Source organism: Nocardioides sp. zg-1308, assembly GCF_013155375.1.
Classification (GTDB): domain Bacteria; phylum Actinomycetota; class Actinomycetes; order Propionibacteriales; family Nocardioidaceae; genus Nocardioides; species Nocardioides renjunii.
Genome location: NZ_JABJQY010000004.1, coordinates 19,906 through 40,921 on the forward strand (window position 1 = coordinate 19,906; position 21,016 = coordinate 40,921).

Genomic DNA, 21,016 nt, shown 5'->3' on the forward strand with positions numbered 1-21,016 from the left:
GGCTGCACGACTGTTGATCGGCGTCCTGGCCGTCTCGGGGCTGGGTCTGGCGCTCTCACTCGTGGCGGGAACCGTGCTGCTGCGGGACTATCTCTACGGTCGGGTCGCGGAGCAGGTGAGCGGACTGTCCCAGGCTCCCGATGTGCGGCCGGGCGCAATCGCACCCTCGCGACTCTGCGAGGTCACTGACGCCCCGGCGGTCCTCCCGAGCGACTTCAGGCTCACGGTGATCGAGGCCGACGGCTCCGTACGGTGTCGGGTTCCCGGCGACCAGACGGGTCCGCCGGTTCCGTCAGTGGACGAGCTCCGTGACTGGGCGGATGATGACGCCGCGGCTGTCGTCCGGGATGACTCAGGGTCGTGGGCCACGTCGGTGGATGCGTTCGATCAGCCCGGCCGAGACGGCGGGAAGGGCTATGTCATGGTCGCCATCTCCCTGCGCAACGCAGACCTGACGGTCCAGCGCGTTGCTGTCGGCGGCGCAGCCATCGGCGTCGTCGTCCTAGCGGTTCTCGCGCTGGCGGGTCGGATGGTCATTCGGATCGGTCTGCGCCCGCTGACCGACGTGCGGGAGGCGGCCCGCGAGATCCGGCACGGCGACCTGTCCGCCCGAGTGCCGCCGGGCAAGCCGGGGACCGAGGTCGCTGACCTGTCCACAGCGCTCAACTCCATGCTCGAGGAGATCCAACGTGGCTTCGAGAAGAGGCGCGAGAGCGAACAGAGGATCCGACAATTCGCCACCGATGCCAGCCACGAGCTGCGCACCCCTCTGACCTCGATCAAGGGCTACGCCCAGCTGTATGCGCAGATGGCCGCACGGAACACAGGGTCAGATGCGGGCACATCCATTGCCCGGGAAGCGCGCAAAGACGTCGAGCAGCGGCGCGCCGAGGTGGTGTCCCGCATCGACAGCGAGGCCGACCGGATGAGTGGCATCGTCGAGGACCTCCTGCTCCTGGCGCGCCTGGATCAGCAACCCGAACTGGTGAAGGAACGAGTCGACCTTGTCGAGATAGCCCACGACGTCCTCACTGCAGCGCGTGCTGGCCATCCTGAGCGCCGACTCGACCTCAAGGTCGAAGGACCCGTTGAAGTGGAGGGTGACCCCGGCCGCCTGCAGCAGGTCGTGGCCAACCTCGTCACGAACGCAATCGTGCACACGCCGTCGGCGATCGTCGTGGCCGCGGCAACAACCGACGGGGTGGCAGTGCTCGAGGTCAGGGATGACGGGCCGGGCATGCCGGCGGAGGTTCAGCACCGGATCTTCGACCGCTTCTACCGGGCCGATGTTGGTCGCTCCCGTCGGTCCGGAGGTTCCGGGCTGGGCCTGTCGATCGTGCGGGCACTCGTGGAAGCGCACGGCGGCTCCCTCGAGTGCGTCTCATCGGTCGCCCGCGGTTCCACCTTCACAGTCACCCTGCCGAGGGCATCGTGACGCCGTGTGGCGGTAGGCGGTCGTCGTGCCCGACGAGGACCGACACGAGGTGTGGCAGTGCGGGGCAGGCTCGAGTCCCGCTGACCCCACCGGCCCCGAGAGGCTTCGCTACCTCCCGGTCATTCCCACCTGAGGCCCAAGCGGGCGCCGACCCGCCGTGGCGGTGACGGTCGCGGTCACGGCCACAGCGGGTGAGCTCCTCGCCAGGCGGGACAGCGACGCCGCCACACACCTCACCGCCCGCGGCTCGGAGGCGCCGACCCACATGTCGACGGTCCGCTGGCAGTCGGTCGCCCTGCCTTTCGAATGCCTCGGTCCATGCGACCACGACCGAGACGACTCCGACCTGTGCCGACTCGACCCGCCCCCAGCGCCGAGGCGTGCTTTATTGGTCTCGAAGCGGCGCGCCAGGTCAGCAGCCCGGAGGCAGCATCGGGCATCGCTCGCAATTCCGGTTGGACCATTGACGTCATCTGGGTCGCCGGAGTCGGCCGGCGCTCTCAGGTGGTGGTGTTCGCGCTGACGCGTCCCGGCTGGGAGGGTCACCTCGCTCGGCCCGCTTCCAACACGTTGGCAAGCGTGCGCAGTGATGTCTGCACTGTTCTCGGGGCGGTCATGGTGAGGAGGGGGGCGAGCAGGCGCTGCCCGCCTGTGAGGTGGATCCGCAGCGTGTAGTGGAGGGTCGCTTCGTCCTGCGTCGCGCTCGCGTGAGGCGCCTCGACGACGTACTCGCCACTGACGGGCAGCGGGCCGGTGCGGTGCTCGAAGGTGAAGCGGCGGGGCGGTTCGAAGATGTCGACGATGGTGTAGGTGACGAGCCTGCGACCGGCCACGACCGCTACCTCGCGCAGCAGGGATCCGGCCTGCATCGAGCCCGGTGGTTCCATCGTGGACTCGATGACCTCGGTCCGCCACTCATGGGCCCGGTTGAAGTCGCTGACGTATGCGAACAACTCGTCGGGACCGACGGCCACGTCGATGCTCCTGGTCAGTTCCACGACCGTCGTCCTCCGCTGCCTGGTCGATGTGGGGTGCCGGGGGTCTCGCTCGGCGGCCAGGGGCGCCGTGACGTCCCGCGCGGTGCCGAAGGCCGCTTGCTCGTTCCGGGCGAACGATCGACGGCTGAGCCACCACAGCGCGCGCACCGCTGGGCCGCCGGCGGCGCGCACTCGGCGGCCGACCTCCGCGGGAAGACCTTCCTGGCTCCACGGGATCACAGTCCACATCTCGCGCGGTGTGTAGGCCGGTCGGAAGTGCTCCCGCTCCAGGCGTCGCCAGTCGCTTTCGTCCAGGTGGCGTTGGAGCAGCGCCATCGCTTCGCGTTCCTCATGACCCAGGTGGCCGTCGAGCACCTCCCACGCGTGCTCGAGGGACTCCTGAAGAGCTCGGCGGGCTTCGGGCGTGCCATCGGTGGCGAGCGAGGCAAACCCGTCGGCGCATTCCGCGAGCAACGGATCTATCTGGGCGTGCTCGGCCGCCATGGCGCGCAGGACGTCGACGGCTCGGCTGTCGGGGGAGTCTGCGATGCGGGAGAGGAGCAGGGGCCACAGGCCGGCGTCCTCTGCTGCGTGGTGGTGATGCAGGGCAGTGGCGAAGAAGTGCCACCGCCGCTGCAGGCGCCGCCACTGCTGCCGGTCGGTCGCCGGAACCCGGTCCGCGACGGCGCGGAAGCGGTGCAGGTCCCGTCGGAAGGCGTGGTGCATGACGTACATCGCCTGCAGGTCGACAGGGCCCTCGGGCGCAGCGTGCTGACCAGGCAGCATGACTTGGGACAGCGGGGCGGTCAGTGGCATGAGTGTTCCTTCTACAGGGCATAAGGGGTCGGCATGAGGGGTTCATGTGGTCTGGGGAGAGACGGGATCGATGTCGTCGGACTCGTGAGCGACGCTTCCGCTGGGCCGCTACTCGACCACGGGGCCGAGTAGCTCGATCCCGTGCTCGGCGGCGATGTCGAGCACGGCCGCCATGGTGGTGTCGCCGTCTTCGGCCAATGCTGCGGCTGCTCGGGTGAACCCTTCCATGGGTGCCCCCGGTGCGTGGACGACGAACGCGACGGCGCCGGCGTCGGACTCGTTGCGGATCGTGTGCGGGGTGCCGCCGGCCAACGACATGACTTCTCCGGCGCTGACCACCGTCCGACGGATGTCGCCCCCGGGCGGGCCGACGTAGAAGGCGAACTCGCCTTCGAGGACGTGGTAGACCTCGCCTGGGTCGTGGCGGTGCATCACGGGCGGACCGCCGCCAGGCGGCATCTTGACGAGTCCGGCGAAGAGGGCGCCGCCCGTACGGGCGCAGTCGGCGAGCACGACGAACTCATCCGTGCCCATGGCGAGCCGCTCTCCGGAGTTCAACACAACTGGCGTTTCGACAGGTAGCATGTCCATATGAGGAAGATAGACAGGTGGCTTGTCTGATGTCAACTGGTGGGGCACGTAATCCCGTGCAGGGACGCACCAACACCGTTGCGTTGCTGCGCGAGGCCTACGTGGTGCTCAACCGACGAGCGTTCGAGCGTCTCGCCGAGCGCGGGCACGGGGACATCCGTCCGCCACACGCCGTCGTCTTTCAGCACGTCGATGACGAGGGTTCCTCGGTCGCGAGTCTCGCGAAGCGCGCTCAGGTGACCAAGCAGGCGATGGCCGAGGTCGTGGCCTACCTCGAAGGACACGGGTACGTGACCCGCGAGCCGGATCCTTCCGACCGCCGCGCCAAGCTCGTCATCCTCACCCTCAAGGGACGGCAGGTCTTCGACGTGCTCAGCGAGCTGGTGCCGGAGATCGAGAGGGACATCGCGGATCTGCTGGGCGAGCCCCGGGCGGTGGCCCTCAAGGACGACCTCGAACGGTTGCGCGGGTCCGTCCCAGGCGATGAATGACGCGCCCACTGCGCCCACTGCGCCTCGCTGCGAGCAAGAATGCGCCCCACGGGCCGGCAGCCCAAGCGTGTACGAATCCGCGCGCCGCCGCGCCGCGGCTTCCCCGCCGCGATGAGCAACACGAACTGGCCGCATCGAGGATCGGATGCAGGCGGTGTCGCATACGGCACCATGACACCCATGACGGACCCCGGCCACCGCCCGGTCGCGCGCGGCGCGCTACCGGACATCCTCGAGGGCGGGTCCACGCGCCCACCACGGCCCTGGGCCCGTCGGGCGTACGCCGGCCTGACCGCTGCGGTCGTCATCGCAGCCGGAGCCGGAGCCATCTTCCACACGACCCGCACAGACCCGCCCGCTGACCCGCCGCTGCAGTCCAGCAACACCGCCGCCAGTCCCGCCCCCACGCCGACACCGGCCCCTGACCCCAGCGTGCACACCTATGAGGTGGCGTACGCCAGCGGCACGACGATCCACGGCGGCGACCACACGACCGACACCGGCGTCCGCATCCGCGCCCTGACCCAGACGCCGCGCGGGTACGTCATCGCCGACCCACGAGGCCGTGTCCACACCGTCATCAACGACGAGACCACCCGCGTCGGACAGCTCGCTGACACCGACCGCGGCACCGCGCTGGTCTCCGACGGTGACATCGTCGCCTGGGTCGACGCCGCCGATGGCGGCACCCTCACCGTCCTCGACATCGCCACCGGCGACGTGGCCGCGTTCGAGCTCGCCAGCTGGCCCGGCAATCTCCCGACCAGCGCCGGCGTACCCGACGGCGGCGAAGGACGCCTCATCGTTGCCGTCGACGAGCGCACCGTCTACGTCGCAGACGCCGACGGCGTCATGGCCTGGAACGCACTCGACGGCGAAGAACCTGTGCTCCTGCGCGCCGACCCCTCCGCCTCCACCAGCAGAACGCTCGACGTGCAGGCCGGGCTGCTCCTGTACAGCGTCAGCATCCTCACGCCGCTAGAAGGCGAAGGATCGACCACCACCTCCCTCGTTCCCCAGCTACGCGTCGGCAACGACCTCACCACTGGTCTCACCATCGAAGGAGAAGGAGGACGCCTCACCCCCGACGGGAAGCACGTCCTCATCCTCGACGGCACAGCACTCCCATCTGTGGTCGAGCTGGCCACCGGCGAGCGACGCGTCCTCACCCCTGACACCGGCACCGACGACGCCACCGGCGGCGGCGTCTACCTCAGTGTGTACCAGTGGCTCGACGCGAAGACTGTGGCCGCTCTCAGCTTCGACTACTCCGCTCGCAAAGGAGCCTCGCGCGCCTTGCTCGCGTGCGACGTGCACTCCACGACGTGCATCCGCGTCACCCGCGTCGACGACCGTAACGTCGTCCTCCCCACCGGTCAGCTCTCCCCCTGAGGACGCACCTGTACCACCGCACCTTCGGCCACATCGATCCGGCCTGAAACACCCCGCTCAGCAGACCAAGTCCGGGGGGAGCCGGACGAGCCGCACTGACAGACTTCGCCTGGCGGCACGCGGCATCACGCCCACGTCGACATGTCGAGCCCGCTGCGGTGCGCGGATCGTGGCTCAGGACCGGCTGCTGAAGCAGGCCGCCTACGAGGTGTTCCGGTCCGGCGGCGCGGACCGGACGTCAGGGAGAGTTCCCCTCGTCACCTCGTCGGTGTCCGTGTCCCCACGGGTGGTACTCGGAGTGATGCCACCGGTCGGCCTGATTGGCATCACGGTCATAGTTCGTCGTTCCGCCGTAACGCCCCTGGCGCCAAGCCGCCCACATGACGAAGACGATCGTCAGGACGAACAGGATCCATGGGAACATGTCGACCACCTCGTCTCGAGGGTACGGCGACTGTCCGACGTCGTCTACCGCCAACTCATCGTTGATACCCAGGCGACCGGAACGGGCCCGGGAGGGCACTGCGGGGCGACTCTTCAACCCACCGCGGCCGACTCACACCCGCTCATCGACACCTCGGATCAGCCACGTCCCGGACCCGCGAAGCCGACGCTACGCCCAGACAGCGACCCCGTGAAGAACCTCGTTCCAAGCACCCGTTGAGACAGACGGGCGCCAGATCCGGACTCGCACGCGGCGGATCGCGAATGCCCCGGGCCGCGGAGCGCGTCGCCAGGTGGGCAGCAGCGGACGGCAGCTGAATCAGTTCATCTGCTGAACTCGGATGGTTGCGGGAGGCTCCCCGGCGTCGCTGACGCAGCGGGGGAGGATGCCGGTCAAGTGAGTTGTGGGGGAGGGGCGGCAGCGCCGTCCGGTTCCGCGCGTGTGACGGAGCGCCGCCGCACCCTGGTCATACACGGGCAGCGATTCGACGCGCCCCACGTTTACTCACCGAAAACCCCGGCAATATCGGCCCGAAAGCGACCCCTCGCAGCAGTACGCCTCCATGCGGGGGCCGCGCGGTGCGACGCGTTTCCGCAGGTCAGGGCGTTGTTGCGCCGATGTTGGCAAAGACTAGCGGTGCGACTGCACAGGTACGCCGGGCTTCAAAGGGTCGCAGGTTCAAATCCTGTCAGCCCGACTGAGAACTGACCTCTGACATGCGGAAACGCGGGTCGGGGCCACTGTCGCGTTTGAACCGTCTGGATGATCCCGCGTTGACTCCGCGACACCCGCCGGGCGGTACCGCTGTGACCGCGTTATGCAGTGATTGACCGCGGTAGTCGGTGAGACGGCCGTCCGCACCTGCTCGGCGGGAAGCACCCGAGGCGCGTGAGGTTGGCGCCGTCTGTGTAGGTGACATGTTTCCACCAGTTAGCGGTCTCGTCGTCGACCGCCCAGGCGCGCAGGGACGCCATGGTGGGGGCCGGCACGGGGGATTCAAGGAGGCCGCCCGAGGGTGGATGTCCCGCGCGAGGATCGGCGCCGGCCCACATCACCCGATATGGGGGTGGTTCGGTGCGTGCACGCACAGGAATTTGGGATCCACCACCCGCCCGCGGCCGCCCCCGTGACGAGATGAGATGAGACCGCGATGTGCACTCGGATCCTGTGGAACACCACCGACGTGGCCGTCCTGGCCGCTCGGACCATGGACTGGCCCGACAGCACCGCCCCCGTGCTCACGGTCCTGCCCCGCGGCATGGAGCGGCGGGGCGGCGAGGTGGCCGGCACCTCGGTGGTAGGGGAAGTCGGTGCCATGTGGACGTCGCGCTACGGCAGCGTCGTGACGACCATGTACGGCGTCGGCACTGCGGATGGGGTCAACGAACACGGACTCGCGGCCCATCTTCTGTACCTCGCTGACACGAACTTCGGAGACCGTGACGAGTCGCGCCCGGGTGTCCATGCCGGGTTGTGGCCTCAGTACCTGCTCGACAACGCGGCCACGGTCACCGAAGCACTCGCTCTCATGGCTGGCGTTCAGGTGGTGATGATGGAGGCGGAGGGACACAAGGCGACGGTGCACCTGGCCCTGGAGGACGCAACCGGGGACTCAGCCATCATCGAGTACCTCGACGGCGAACGATTCATCCATCACGACCGCGACCACATCGTGCTGACGAACGAGCCTCCCTATGCCGAGCAGCGAAGACTGCTCGCAGAACAGGACTTCAGCGCTCCCAGCGACACCACGCCCCTGGCCGGCAACGTCGACCCGGTTGCTCGCTTCCAGCGAGCGGCGTACTTCACCGGGCTGCTGCCGCCGCCGTCGAGCGAGCGTCAAGCTGTCGCCGGGGTCCTCGCCGTGGCACGGAATGTGTCAATCCCGTTCGGTGCCCCCTATGAGGGCTTCGGTCTGTACAACACCGAGTACCGCACGGTGGTGGACCTGACTAACCGACGCTACTTCTTCGAGCTGTCCACGAGCCCGAACGTCGTGTGGATCGACCTCGACAACCTCGACTTCGCACCCGGTCGGCCGACGCTGTTGCTGGACCCAGACGACATCATCCTCTCCGGCGAGATCAGCGCGTCGTTGACCCCGGGTCCCGCCCCGTTCTGATGCGGACGGCGTGAAACACCGCGAGGGTGTTGGTCACCGGAGCCACTGGCGACGTGGGTCGCGTCGTCGCGCCGTACCTGGACGACGCCGGCGTACTGAGACCACAAGGGAGGGGCGGTGCGTGACAGTAGTGACCACTGGGTCGAGTTCGATGCTCCGCTCGAGCTCATGACGTGGGGCCGCAACGTCTACGTCGTCCTGTTCCTCGACGCGCGGCTGGACAGAGCCGCCGCGGAGGAACGAACGAGGCGCGTCGAGGGCCGTGTCGACGGGGTCGAGGTCAACCTGGGCATCAACAAGGCCGATGTGGCCCACGCACCATTCCTCTACGTCGGCACCGCTCTGCGGCGGCGGCTGGGGGCACAGGCCGGCGACGTCGTGGGGTGTCGGTTGCGACCGGCCGACCCCGACCACGTTCCAGTGCCTGACGACGTCAGGACCGCCCTCGAAACCGGTGACAGGCAGCAGGCCTTCGACAACCTCCGCCCCGCCGAACGCCGACGTCTCCTGCAACCGGTCGACGACGCTGTCCAACCAGCAACACGACAACGGCGCATCGCAGCACTCGTCAGGTCGTTGCCCACCCCGTGACTTCCACATCTCGGCTGCGTGTTCCATTGGCCAGATCTGGTCGAGTTGATCGCGGAAGCTCCGGCCTCACAGAGCGGACTCCGGGCACGTACGGCGGCGGCACCGAAAAAGTCTCGAAATGGATCTAGGCCGGGCTGTCGATCCGGCGGCAGGGTGTTCGTCGGGGGTATGACGGAGCCGGGAAGGCCGGCCCGCGACCCAGTGCAGGAGGCAGTCCCATGAGCATGACCAAGTACGCGATCCTCATCTACGACGACCCGGCCGGCTACGAGACCATGTCGCCCGAGGCGTGGGCCGCGGTCATCGACGCGCACAGCGCGTTCGTGAAGGGGGTCTTCGAGCTCGGTGGGTCCCTAGCGGGCGGGGAGGCGCTCGCGGCGACGAGGACGGCTACCTCCATCCGGGGTGGCAGCACCGTGACAGACGGCCCGTTCGTCGAGACCAAGGAGGCGCTCGGCGGCTTCTACGTCGTCGAGGCGCGCGACCTCGACCACGCCCTCGAGATGGCGAAGCTCTGCCCGGCCCCGTTCGGTGGCGTCGAGGTGCGCCCGATCGTGGACCCGACGCAGGCCAACCCCTTCTGAGCCCGTTCTGAGCACTCACAGCGACGAGCAGCCGACCGCGTCCGCCATGAAGGCGGACGCGGTCGCAGCCGCGCTCACGGAGGCCCACCGCTCCGAGTGGGCGTTCGTGCTGTCCGCCACGATCCGCGTCGCGGGCGACCTCGACGTCGCGGAGGAGTGCGCGCAGGAGGCGTATGTGAGCGCTCTGCAGGCCTGGACCCGCGACGGCATCCCGGAACGGCCCGGCGCCTGGCTGACCACCGCGGCGCGGAACAAGGCGCTCGACCGGTTGCGGCGCGAAGCCACCCTCCGGCGCAAGCTCCCGCTGCTCGTGGAGCCGGCGACCACCCATCCCCACGACCCGGACGACCGTGAGGACTCTGTTGCCATGGACTGGCCCGATGCCGCGGTGCCGGACGACCGGCTCCGGTTGGTGTTCACCTGCTGCCACCCCACCCTCGCCCCCGAGGCCCACGTCGCCCTCACCCTGCGCCTGGTCTGCGGCGTCCCCACCCCCGACGTCGCCCGAGCCTTCCTGGTATCCGAGTCCACAATGGCGGCACGGATCACCCGCGCCAAGAAGAAGATCACAGAAGCACGCATCCCCTACCGGGTCCCGAGCCGCGCTGAGCTGCCCGAGCGCCTGGACAGCGTCCTCACTGCCGTCCACCTGCTCTTCAGCACCGGCCACACGGCCAGCGAAGGGGACGCGCTCGTCCGCGAGGACCTCTGCGACCGGGCCCTGCACCTGGCACGCACCCTCGCCGCGCTGCTCCCCGAGCAGGACGAGGCACGCGGGCTACTCGGCCTGCTGCTCCTCACCGACGCCCGTCGGGCCACCCGGACCGATGACCAGGGCCGGCTGCTCCTGCTCGCCGACCAGGACCGGACCCGCTGGGACCACCGCGCCACCGTGGAGGGCCTCACCGTGACGGCGAGGGCACTCGCGGCCGGCCCACCGGGGCGGTTCGCCCTCCAGGCGGCGATCGCCGGCGTCCACGCGGTGGCTCCGTCCTTCGAGAAAACCGACTGGCCACGCATCGTGCACCTCTACGACATGCTGATCGCGGCCTGGGACACCCCAGTGGTCGCACTCAATCGGGCCGCCGCCGTGGCATTCGCAAACGGACCAGCCGCCGCACTGCCACTCCTCGACGAGCTGGCGAACGACCCCCGGCTCGCCGACTACCCCTACCTTCCCGCCACACGGGCCGACCTGCTGCGTCGCCTCGGCGACGCCGCCGGCGCGGCTCAGTCCTACCGGCGCGCGATGGAGCTCACGGCGAACGCCGCGGAGCGCGCCTTTCTCGAGCAGCGCCTCACCGAGATCGGCCGCACCGCCGACGCCGAGCCCGCGCCCGACTGAGGACGGCGACTCGGCGGTCATCGGTCCGGGGCCTCGTCCCGGCCCCGCGTCAGCCCTGCGCGGTTCCCCGGCGTTGCAGTCTTCACCTGAGGGCTCGCAGGTGCTGCACTGGTCCGTGTCGCGATGTCGCAAGCCCAAGACTTCCGGCAGGGTCGGGGTCTGGCCAGACTCGGATCCAGGTGATCGGCGGGACGCTCCTTGTCGACCGCCCACCGATGGTGTGGCTCTCATCTGGACTGCGCCTCGTCGGTCACCGTGACGAGGAGTGGGTCCAGAGGGGTCTGCCAGCTCGTCGTAGCAATGCCCACCTCGTCGTCGTGTTGGCGTGTGTGGTCCTACTGGTGCGTTCCTCACCCACGTGGGGGGAGGCGGGTCGGTGATCGCGCTTCGTAGTTTCCACCGAGGAGCGGCCCCGTTCCGGCGAGGAGACGACAGATGAGCCCGCAGGACGTGTTGCCCTTCCCTCCGACCCCGTCCGCGAGCATCGCGGGTCGCACGATGCAGGAGTCGGTGTACGAGTCGCGCGTCCAGCCGCGGCGCCTGCCCGAGGGTTCCCCCAACATCTTGATCGTGCTGATCGACGACGCGGGCCCGGGTCTGCCGAGCACGTTCGGTGGTGAGGTGCGCACCGACACCCTGACCCGGGTGCACAGTGGAGGCATCGGCTTCAACCGGTTCCACACGACGGCGATGTGCTCGCCGTCCCGCGCGTCGTTCCTGACTGGCCGCAACCACCACCGGATCGGCAACGGTCAGATCGCCGAGCTGGCCAACGACTGGGACGGGTACGCCGGCGAGATACCGAAGAGCAGCGCGTTGGCGGCCGACGTGCTGCGCAACTACGGCTACGCGACGGCCGCCTTCGGCAAGTGGCACAACACTCCCGCGATCGAGACGACCGCGGCTGGTCCGTTCCACAACTGGCCCACCGGCGTCGGCTTCGAGTACTTCTACGGCTTCCTCGCCGGTGAGGCGTCGCAGTACGAGCCGAACCTGGTCCGTAACACCACCTCGGTGCTGCCGCCGAGGTCGGCCGAAGAGGGATACCACCTCAGCGAGGACCTCGCCGACGACGCCATCGGCTGGCTGCACCGCCACAGGGCACTCCAACCCGACAAGCCGTTCTACATGTACTGGGCCAGCGGCTGCCTGCACGGCCCGCACCACGTGATGAAGGAGTGGGCCGACAAGTACGCCGGGAAGTTCGACGACGGCTGGGACGCATACCGCGAGCGTGTCTACCACCGGGCGAAGGAGATGGGCTGGATCCCCGAGAACGCTCAGCTCACGCCCCGAGACGCTGCGCTGAGCGCCTGGGCGGACATCCCCGAGGACGAGCGACCCTTCCAGCGCCGGCTGATGGAGGTGGCCGCGGGGTTCGCCGAGCACGTCGACGTCCAGGTCGGCCGCATCGTGGACGAGATCGAGGCCATGGGCTACGGCGACAACACCCTCATGTTCTACATCTGGGGTGACAACGGCTCCTCCGGTGAGGGGCAGAACGGCACGATCAGCGAGCTGTTGGCCCAGAACGGCATCCCCACGACCACTGACATGCACGTCAAGGCGCTCGACGAGCTCGGGGGCCTCGACGCGCTCGGGTCCCCCAAAACCGACAACCAGTACCACGCCGGCTGGGCGTGGGCCGGCAGCACGCCCTACAAAGGCATGAAGCTCTTGGCGTCCCACCTCGGCGGGACCCGCAACCCGATGGTCGTGCGTTGGCCGGCGAGGATCGCGCCGGACGCCACCCCCCGCTCCCAGTTCCACCACTGCAACGACCTGGTCCCGACCATCTACGAGGTCCTCGGGATCACGCCGCCACGGGTCGTGAACGGCATCCCGCAGGACCCCATCGACGGCGTCAGCCTCGCCTACACCTTCGACGACCCCACGGCCCAGGGACGGCTGCACACCCAGTACTTCGAGATCATGGGCAGCCGCGCGATCTACCACGACGGGTGGATGGCCTCCGCGTTCGGCCCGCGGGCGCCGTGGGTGCCGGGGATGCCGCCCGGCATCCGGGAGTGGACGCCCGACCAGGACGTCTGGGAGCTCTACGACCTCGACCACGACTGGAGCCAGGCCAACGACCTCGCCGACCAGATGCCCGACAAGCTCGCCCAGATGCGGGAGATGTTCGCCATGGAGGCCGCCCGCAACAGCGTCTACCCGATCGGTGGCGGCCTCTGGGTCCCGTTCATGCACCCCGAGCTCCGCATCTCGACGCCCTACCGCGAGTGGGACTTCACCGGCGACATCACCAGGATGCCCGAGTTCTGCGCACCGGCCCTCGGCAACCGCGCCAACACCGTCACCATCGAGGCGCAGGTGCCCGACCGTGCGAACGGCGTCCTGTACGCCCTCGGCAGCGGGTCCGGCGGGCTCACCTGCTACGTCGACGACGGGTACCTGTGCTACGAGTACAACCTGTTCATCGTGATGCGGACCAAGATCCGCTCGTCCGAACGAGTCCCCGCCGGCCGCGCCACGATCGAGGTCGAGACCGCGTACGCCGAGCCCAGACCCGGCGGGCCACTCGACATCACCGTCAAGGTCGACGGGGTGGGCTTCGCGTCGGGTCGGGTGCCAGTGAGCGCACCGCTGCTCTTCACCGCCAACGACTGCCTCGACATCGGCACCTGCCTCGGCAGCCCGGTCGCGCTGGACTACTACGACCGCGCCCCGTTCCCGTTCAACGGCCACATCGACAAGGTCAACGTCCGCTACACCTCCTGACAGCACGCGCCAGAGCTTGAACATCCGCTCATGCGGCGATGCGCGTCACACCGCCGCTTGTCGACGCCAGAGACATCCGGATCTGCCGAGATCCGGTTGCTCGTGGTCCGCGTCATCGCAGCGGGTGCGTCCGTCGCCTGCTTGCAGGCATCTAGGGTGAAGTCATGCCTGCTGCGCCACACATTGCCCGCCTGCGCGCCAAGGTGGGCAACGACCTGCTCCTGCTTCCCTCCGTAGCGGTCCTGCCCATCGACGACGACGATCGCGTCCTGTTGGTCCGCCAGACTGACTTCGGGTCCTACGGCACCATCGGTGGCGCGGTAGACGAGGACGAGGCACCCGAGGACGCAGCGCGTCGCGAGGCTCGGGAGGAAATCGGTGCCGAGGTCGAACTCACTGGCCTGGTCGGCGCCATCGGCGGCCCCCAGTTCCGCCTCACCTACCCCAACGGCGACCAGTGCGCCTACGTCAGCATCATCTACACCGCGCGCCTGGCTCCCGAAGTGACCGTGACACCCGACGGGCACGAGGTCGACGAGGTGCGCTGGTTCGCACGCGGCGAACTCGACCAGCCCATCATCGGCGACTTCGCCAGAAGCACGTTCGCAGCCCTCGGCTGGATCTAGCCCGTCGACAGGGTTCTCGCCTTGAAGGAGCGTCGACCGTAACGTCCGGATCTGCCGCGTTGAGGGTGGCCACGCTCGCCCGCGACGCTCCCGGGCTTGAGCAGTCAGCTCGGGATTGCGGACAGCGGCTGACCTGAACCGCTCCTACCCTCGAGACATGGAGACACAGCAGCGGACCTATCCCGCGGGCGTCACGTCCTGGGTCGACCTGGAGCAGCCCGACCTCGGCGCCACGCAGGCGTTCTACGGAGGGTTGTTCGGGTGGCAGTTCGAGGTGGTGGGCGGCGGCGAGTACGTCATCGCCCGGCTGGACGGTCGAGACGCGGCGGGGCTGGGTGAGGGCGACGGCAGCGCCTGGACGACGTACGTCGCGGTGGACGACGCCGACGCGACGACCGCGCGCGTCGCAGCGGCGGGCGGAACCGTCGTCGAGCCGGTGGGCGTGGTCGGTGCGGCCGGGCGGATGGCCGTGGTCGAGGACCCGGCCGGGGCCCGGTTCCGGCTCTGGGAGGCCGGGCACCGGCTCGGCGCGCAGGTCACCAACGCGCCCGGATCGTGGAACTTCAGCGACCTGCACGGGGTCGACGCCGACACGGTCGAGCGCTTCTACGCCGACGTGTTCGGCTGGGTCGTGACGGACGTCGGGTTCGGCCGAATGATCCGCCGCCCCGGCTACGGTGACCACGTGGCGGCCACGGTCGATCCGGGCATCCACGAGCGCCAGGCCGGCGTCTCCGTGCCCGACGGCTTCGCCGACGCGATCGGCTGGATCGTCGCCCGCGACCCCGAGGAGAGCCCGCACTGGCACGTGACGTTCACCGTCGCCGACCGTGACGCTGCGGCCGCCGATGTCGTACGGCTGGGCGGAACCGTCCTGGCCTCCGACGACACCGACTGGACCCGGACGGCCCGCGTCCGAGACCCCCAGGGGGCGCAGACCACGCTCAGCCAGTTCAGCCCGCCGTCCGGCTGAGCAGTCGACCCGACCTTCCGTCGTCACGACCGTCCGCCTCAGAGTTCTGGCGTGGCCGCGATTCCGGCCGCGTGGCACGTGCGCCACCGGCGTGCTTCGATGGCAAGATCCGGCACATGTCGCGACTCGGGGGTGGTCCGCCGATCTACGTCTCGACAGACATCGAGGCATCCATGGACGATGTGTGGCGGATGACCCAGGACACCGACCTTCATCCGCGGTGGGACGCACGGTTCAGCTCGATCACACCCACCGCCGAGCTGCCGGGCGGCGGTCAGCGCTTCCGGTACGAGCTCCGACTCCCGGGACACGTGCTGACGGGGGAGGGCACCAGCGTGGGCGAGAAGCGCCGACCCGACGGGTCAAGGACGTCAGCGCTGCGATTCGCCACGGACGACCGACTCTCTCCTCTCGGCGACGGGCGTGGCTACTGGCGTTATGAGCCGACTCCTTCGGGGGTGCGGTTCACCACCGGCTACGACTACCGCCCGGGGTGGGGCGGGTTGGTCGATCGGCTCGTGCTGCGCCGTTGCGTCGGGTGGTTGACGGCGTGGAGCTTCGACCGGCTTCGCATCTGGGCTGAGCGGGGCCAGGAGCCCGAACGGTGGCCGCTCCACTCCGTGCTGTGGTGGTGGCGGCCTGAACGTCCGCGAGCCGCGCGATGTCGGCGACGCGCCTCTGACGGCCGCGTGATGGACGCCGCACCCGCGACCCTGGACGAGCTGGAGGCTCCGTGAGCAGCATCTTCGAAGGTGGGATGGGCGATGACTTCCAGCGCCTGCACCCCATGCTGCAGCGACGGTTCGGCGTAGGGTTGGAGGCGGGGTACGCGTCCGTCGGGCGCGGCACCATGCGGCGGATCCGGCGCGGTCCGTGGTGGACCGTGCCCTTCCTCCAGCTCGGTCGGTTGCGCAACATCCTGGTGCCGGACATCGGCACCGATGTGCCGTTCGTCATCCACAACTATCCATACCGCGATCCGCTGGGGCGCGAGGCCGTGACCTTCGTCCGGGAGTACTGGATCGGCGGGCGAGCACGACGCTTCGACGCCACGATGGTGCGAGCGTCTGACGGTCACGTCCTCGACTACCTCGGCAGCCACCAGCACCTCGTCGTGGACCTCGATCTGAGCGTCGAGGACGACGGCAGTCTGCTGCTGCGGTCCGGCGCGCAGCGCTTCTACGAGGGTCGCGTCGGCTTCTCGTTCCCGATGCTGTTCAGCGGACGAGCCGAGCTGCGGGAACGGTACGACGACGAAGGCGACGTCTTCCGGGTCGACCTCACCGTCACCAACCCGGTGTTCGGCTTCCTCTTCGGCTACGACGGGGAGTTCACCTGTGAGTTCCTTGGCGCACGCGACGCACCGGCAGTCCTGAAGCCGTCGCGGTATGAGCGTCGGGAGTAGATGGGCCGGCCGACGTGCGTCCCCGGGAGCGAACGCGCCGGGGCGAGCCGGGTTCGAACGCTCGGCCGACCTCCCGGCAGTGCACGGCGACCTCGCAGCGAGGACGGCGTGGGGACGGTGCGCGTTCCCTTCAGTGCGCCTGACCCGTGCTCGCTGACGTACCGCCGTCGACGGCCAGCCAGGCGCCCGTGATGTAGGCGGCGTCCGAGCTGGCCAGGAACAGCACCGCCGGCGCGATGTCATCGGGCCGCCCGGGACGACCCAGAGCGATCCGGTTGGTGGCCGCGGCCAGCGCCTGGTCGTCCTCCTCGACGGCCCGAGTCAGGTCGGTGATCGTGAGGGCGGGGGCCACGGCGTTGAGCCTGACTCCGCGCGGGCCATAGTCGAGGGCGAGCGACTGCACGAAGTTCATGATCGCGGCCTTGGTGGCGTTGTAGGCCGCCTGCGACCAGTCGCCGCGCAGCCCCGAGACCGAGCCGACGACGACCAGGTTGCCGCCCGAGCGCTCCAGCTCAGGCAGCGCGTGGCGGGCGACGTGCACGAACCCGTCGATGTTGGTCGCACGGATCGCCTGCCAGTCCTCGAGGGCGAGCTCGTCGAAGGCGCCGTTCGTGTACGCCGCGGCGTTGTTGACGACGACATCGAGCGACCCGAAGCGGTCCACCACGGCCCGCACCATGGCGGCCGCCGAGGCGTCGTCGGCGACGTCGGCCTCGACGGCCAGCGTGCGGTCGGCGGGGTGTCCGGTCAGGACCTCGTCGAGCTTCTCGCGCCGGCGGCCGCTGATGGCGACGTTCGCCCCGTTCGCGATGAATGCTTCCGCGATCGCGCGGCCGATGCCGGTACCGCCGCCGGTGACGAGGACGGTGCGACCGTGGAAGTCATAGGTGTTGGAGGTCATGACGTGCTCAACCGCGCAGGTGCCGAGGGTCTTCCCGGTCAGGCGCGCGACGCGGGCTCCATGTCGTACGTGACCCAGGTCGTGCGGGAGGCGTACTGGTCGTACTTCCCGCGACCTCGGTAGTTGTCGTCCGCGGTGATCCACCGGACGACACTCCAGCTGTTGGCGCTGGCGATCCGGGAGAGCTCGGTGAGCATGAGGTCGGCTGCGCCTGCGCCGCGAACGGCGGGGTCGACGAAGAGGTCGTCCAGGAAGCACCCGATCGTGGCGGACAGCGGCCGAGCGAACGATCTGAAGTGCGCCAGCCCCACCAGGGTGTGGCTGTCGTCCTCCACCACGAGGCCACTCACGTCGTGGCTCGGGTCGCAGAGCCATGACCACACCTGCCGAGCCATGTCGTCTGACTGCGCCACTCCGTAGAACGCGGCGTACTTCCCGTAGAGCGCTCGCCACTGGTCGAAGTCCTCGTCGCGCACAGGGCGAACCCGCAGGTCCTGTTCTGGTGTGGACGCCATGAGACGGTTCTACCAGCCGCGCACGGGAGGGCTCCGGCGTGCCTGCCGGGCAACGGAGCCGCGACATCTGAGGTGGGTTGCGGTAGACAAGGACGTCGGGTGATCACTTCGCAGAGCGACAGAGGAGCAACTCATGACGGAGCCGCAGCAGCCCACATCCGCACTCACCGAGGACGAGCAGAAGACCGTCCGCTCAGCTGCCCTTCGCGCCAGCGCCCTTGTCGGCCAGGCGGAACCGGGATTCTTCGACACGTTCAAGGAGTCGTTCGCAGGCAGCAAGGCGGTCAAGGCGGCCTCGCCCGAGGTGCAGAAGCTGGTCACCGGGGGGCTGCCGGAGATGCCATCCGGGGGCAGGGACGACGTGAAGGCACGCACCCTCGAGCTTCTCGAGCAGGCGGTCGGCATCCTGAGTGCGAAGGCCCCGGAGCTCGTCGACGAGTACAAGCGCGTGGTGGTCCAGTCGGCGAAGGACGTCGCGGCTGCCGCGGACGACACCTCGCCGAACGAGGCCGACGCGGTAGCCGAGATCGAGCGCGCCCTCGCCGGCTGACCCAGCTGCGTCTCGCCCGAAGGGGTCGCTCGCGCCTAGTGTGCGAGGCATGGAGGAGCTTGTGCTTCGGGTCCGGCTCGTGAGCGGCGACAGCATGGATGTCACCTACGACAACCCCAGTGCGGTGAGTGAGGCCGAGGCGATCGATCACGTGGTCGACGCTCTCTCGCAGGAGTCAGGTGCGCTCCGCTGCACGCACGGCGGTCGTCTCGTGGTGCTGTACGCGAGGGGCGTCGCCGCGGTGGAAGTCGCGCCTCGCGGCGCGGTTCTCTAGCCGTCTGGTCGTCCTGTCGACTTCGCGAGCGCGCCCACCGGTCGCACCGGATGTGGTGGTGCCGTCGCACCGGGCGGGGGGTAGCTGCCCGGTGCGACGGCACCTCTGCGCGCGACGTCAGCCGATCCGTGGGGAATCAGCCTGCGGCGTTCGCGCGTCCTCGGGGGTTGCGCGGGGTGGACCTGATGTCGGCCGGGTTGGACCTGGCCTTCACCTCGGCTCCGTCCGAGACGCCACCCTGGTCGGTGTCGCACTTGCTGGGGTCGGTCTTGGCCTTCTTGAACCGCTTGTTGGCGGTGCCCTTGAGCTCCACCTTGTCCTTCAAGCCGTCGCGGTCGGTGTCCTTCTTCGTCGGGTTGGTGCGGGTGAGCCCGATCTTGATGCTGCGGCCCTGGGGGATCCGCACCTTCTGCTTCACCTTGACGCCCTTGACCTCCTTGCCGTCGCTCAGCCCGTCCTTGTCGGTGTCCTTGCGCAGCGGGTCGGGCTTCACCGTGATCGACGTGCGGGCCTTCGTGCCGCAGACCTCGAAGCGCTCGCGGATCGTGACACCGGTGACCTCCTGACCATCGGTGAGGCCGTCGGCGTCGGTGTCCTTCACGGTCGGGTTGGTGCCGTGGACGTTGACCTCGTCGCCGTCGGTGAGGCCGTCACCGTCGGAGTCGGGGTTGTTGGGGTCCGAGCCGTTGGCGACCTCCTCGTTGTTCGGCACGCCGTCGCCGTCGGAGTCGCTGGTGTCGGGGACGACGGTGAAGGTGACCTGGGCCGCAGTGCTCGTGGTGCCGCCCTGGCTCTGCGTCGCGGTGATGGTGTGGGGACCGGCGGCGAGAGGCGTCGTGGGGGAGCACGTCCACGAGCCGTTGGGCGCCACGGTCGTGGTGCACAGCGTCGTACCGCCCTCGCGCACTGTCACGGTGGCGCCGGGCGATCCGGTGCCGGAGACCGCCGGCGTGGAGTCGGTGACCGACGCGTTCGCCGCGGGCGACGTGATCGCCGGGGGCGCGATGGACCCGGAGGACGGGCCGCCGTCGCACTCGACGCCACCGGCGGGTGCGGTGGCGGACGCAGCCATGGGAGCGACCGCCAGCGACACGTCGGCGAGAGTCGCGCCGGGGATGACGGGCAGGACCTCGAGGTCGATGCTGAACAGCGCGTCGAGGGTGGCCCGGCCGGTGGCGCCCGTGGACTGCGCGGTCGGGTTGAAGGCGCGGATGGTCGCTCGGAGCAGCGGGTTGCCGGGCGCGCCGATGTTGACGGGGTTGCCGTTCAGCGGGATCGGCACCTGCTGCGAGCCGACGGTGGCGACGATGGTCGGGGGAGTGACGAAGCCGGCGGTGCCGGTGGTGCCGTCCGAGCGGGCCTCCAGGACGACGTCGTTGGTGACCTCGACGCGTACCTGTCCGCCGAAGAGCACGACGTCGCCGACAGTGGTGGTGGCGCGGGAGACGACGTCGGCACCGCCGGCCCCGTCGTCGACGAGCGCCGTGGTGGTGGTCGTGTCGGACGCCTCCACGGTGACGACCGAGCTGCCGAGGACCTGAGCGACGGTGCCGCCGGCAAGGGTGGTCTGCGAGGTCGCGAGCGGGCGTACGCCGCCGTTCGCCTGGACGCACTGGTTGGTGCCGGCCCAGCTGGACGAGACGTCTCCCGTGATCGCTCCGAGGCCCAGGAGGGGCTGAAGGTTGAGTGGCACCACCGTCTGGGAATCAGCGTCGAAAGGGGCCTGGTCGGCAGTGATGCGGCTGAGCGGGAGGTTCTGCCCCGCGACAGCGGCCGCGATGTTGGCCGAGGTCGCGGACGAGCCGCTGGTGCCGTCGACGTCGCTGGTGGCCGAGGCAGCGCTGTCACCGACCTGGAGTCCCGCCAGCGACTGGCCGACGAGGGCCACGTCGAGGTCGAGCAGCTGGGCACTGGCGCTGCCCGAGTAGTCCGCCGGCAGCGGCGCGGCCGACGCCGGCGCCTGAGCCAGAGCGAGGACGGAGACGGGCAGGACGACGGCCAGGGCGGCTGCAGCCGACCGGGACGAACGTGGGGGCCGGCGGAACTGCCGGCGGTGGTCGTTCGGGTGCATCTGTTCCCCCTCGGAATGATGATGCGGAGCGGCGGGGCCGCGAGGGCCCCATGGTTGGCACACGGATTGTTACCAGATCAACGCGCGAGCCACGCGAAGGTAACGCCGGTAGGCGACGAAAGGATGAGATCTTTCGCGTCGGTGATTCGCTGACGTTCGGCGCCGGTGCGCGT

At 69.4% G+C, this 21,016-nt stretch carries 19 protein-coding genes; 14 read left to right on the forward strand and 5 right to left on the reverse strand.

Going from position 1 to position 21,016, the window contains the following annotated elements; genetic code table 11:
• Positions 1-13 precede the first annotated feature (13 nt).
• Positions 14-1,435, forward strand: a complete 1,422-nt coding sequence (locus tag HN031_RS15130; protein ID WP_172271838.1) for a cell wall metabolism sensor histidine kinase WalK — start codon at positions 14-16, stop codon at positions 1,433-1,435.
• Between the two features lie 542 nt (positions 1,436-1,977).
• On the opposite strand, the gene HN031_RS15135 is transcribed toward HN031_RS15130, so the two are convergent.
• Together HN031_RS15135 and HN031_RS15140 are read right to left on the reverse strand one after the other, a co-directional pair.
• Complete coding sequence (locus HN031_RS15135) at positions 1,978-3,228, reverse strand: hemerythrin domain-containing protein (RefSeq protein WP_172271840.1); 1,251 nt, start codon at positions 3,226-3,228, stop codon at positions 1,978-1,980.
• Between the two features lie 108 nt (positions 3,229-3,336).
• A complete protein-coding gene (locus tag HN031_RS15140; RefSeq protein WP_216652497.1) occupies positions 3,337-3,819 on the reverse strand; it encodes a cupin domain-containing protein in 483 nt (160 codons plus the stop codon).
• A gap of 56 nt (positions 3,820-3,875) precedes the next feature.
• Between HN031_RS15140 and HN031_RS15145 the strand changes: the two genes are divergently transcribed.
• From HN031_RS15145 to HN031_RS15195, 11 genes are all read left to right on the forward strand, one after another.
• Entirely contained in the window at positions 3,876-4,310 is a 435-nt protein-coding gene (locus tag HN031_RS15145) for a MarR family transcriptional regulator (protein ID WP_216652498.1), read from the forward strand.
• A 180-nt stretch (positions 4,311-4,490) separates the two neighbouring features.
• The gene (locus HN031_RS15150) at positions 4,491-5,702 is read left to right on the forward strand and encodes a hypothetical protein (RefSeq protein ID WP_172271844.1); all 1,212 of its coding nucleotides are present in this window, start codon (positions 4,491-4,493) and stop codon (positions 5,700-5,702) included.
• 1,595 nt (positions 5,703-7,297) lie between these two features.
• Positions 7,298-8,269 (forward strand): linear amide C-N hydrolase, encoded by a 972-nt coding sequence (locus HN031_RS15155; RefSeq protein ID WP_172271846.1) that lies wholly within the window; start codon positions 7,298-7,300, stop codon positions 8,267-8,269.
• Positions 8,270-8,386: 117 nt separating this feature from the next.
• Entirely contained in the window at positions 8,387-8,860 is a 474-nt protein-coding gene (locus tag HN031_RS15160; RefSeq protein WP_172271848.1) for a YdeI/OmpD-associated family protein, read from the forward strand.
• 218 nt (positions 8,861-9,078) lie between these two features.
• Complete coding sequence (locus tag HN031_RS15165; protein ID WP_216652499.1) at positions 9,079-9,444, forward strand: YciI family protein; 366 nt, start codon at positions 9,079-9,081, stop codon at positions 9,442-9,444.
• A gap of 46 nt (positions 9,445-9,490) precedes the next feature.
• A complete protein-coding gene (locus tag HN031_RS15170; RefSeq protein ID WP_216652500.1) occupies positions 9,491-10,789 on the forward strand; it encodes an RNA polymerase sigma factor in 1,299 nt (432 codons plus the stop codon).
• 435 nt (positions 10,790-11,224) lie between these two features.
• A complete protein-coding gene (locus HN031_RS15175; protein WP_172271850.1) occupies positions 11,225-13,528 on the forward strand; it encodes an arylsulfatase in 2,304 nt (767 codons plus the stop codon).
• Between the two features lie 164 nt (positions 13,529-13,692).
• Positions 13,693-14,154, forward strand: coding sequence for an NUDIX domain-containing protein (locus HN031_RS15180; RefSeq protein ID WP_172271852.1), 462 nt, complete (start codon positions 13,693-13,695; stop codon positions 14,152-14,154).
• Between the two features lie 157 nt (positions 14,155-14,311).
• A complete protein-coding gene (locus tag HN031_RS15185; RefSeq protein ID WP_172271854.1) occupies positions 14,312-15,127 on the forward strand; it encodes a VOC family protein in 816 nt (271 codons plus the stop codon).
• 116 nt (positions 15,128-15,243) lie between these two features.
• A complete protein-coding gene (locus tag HN031_RS15190; RefSeq protein ID WP_172273644.1) occupies positions 15,244-15,864 on the forward strand; it encodes an SRPBCC family protein in 621 nt (206 codons plus the stop codon).
• Positions 15,861-16,532, forward strand: coding sequence for a DUF4166 domain-containing protein (locus HN031_RS15195; protein WP_216652501.1), 672 nt, complete (start codon positions 15,861-15,863; stop codon positions 16,530-16,532). Before HN031_RS15190 ends, HN031_RS15195 begins: the two co-directional genes overlap by 4 nt.
• 130 nt (positions 16,533-16,662) lie before the next feature.
• On the opposite strand, the gene HN031_RS15200 is transcribed toward HN031_RS15195, so the two are convergent.
• Both HN031_RS15200 and HN031_RS15205 read right to left on the reverse strand, forming a co-directional pair.
• On the reverse strand, positions 16,663-17,433 hold the full coding sequence (locus HN031_RS15200) for an SDR family NAD(P)-dependent oxidoreductase (RefSeq protein ID WP_172271856.1): 771 nt from the start codon (positions 17,431-17,433) through the stop codon (positions 16,663-16,665).
• A 38-nt stretch (positions 17,434-17,471) separates the two neighbouring features.
• Positions 17,472-17,948, reverse strand: a complete 477-nt coding sequence (locus HN031_RS15205; protein WP_172271858.1) for a GNAT family N-acetyltransferase — start codon at positions 17,946-17,948, stop codon at positions 17,472-17,474.
• A gap of 133 nt (positions 17,949-18,081) precedes the next feature.
• On the opposite strand from HN031_RS15205, the gene HN031_RS15210 reads away from it, so the two are divergent.
• Both HN031_RS15210 and HN031_RS15215 read left to right on the forward strand, forming a co-directional pair.
• A complete protein-coding gene (locus tag HN031_RS15210) occupies positions 18,082-18,498 on the forward strand; it encodes a hypothetical protein (RefSeq protein ID WP_172271860.1) in 417 nt (138 codons plus the stop codon).
• Positions 18,499-18,547: 49 nt separating this feature from the next.
• Positions 18,548-18,772 carry a hypothetical protein gene (locus HN031_RS15215; protein ID WP_172271862.1) on the forward strand — a complete coding sequence of 75 codons (225 nt, stop codon included), beginning with the start codon at positions 18,548-18,550 and terminating at the stop codon, positions 18,770-18,772.
• Between the two features lie 136 nt (positions 18,773-18,908).
• Here HN031_RS15215 and HN031_RS15220 read toward each other — a convergent pair whose 3' ends face one another.
• Positions 18,909-20,843, reverse strand: a complete 1,935-nt coding sequence (locus HN031_RS15220) for an Ig-like domain-containing protein (RefSeq protein WP_172271864.1) — start codon at positions 20,841-20,843, stop codon at positions 18,909-18,911.
• Between the last annotated feature and the right edge of the window lie 173 nt (positions 20,844-21,016).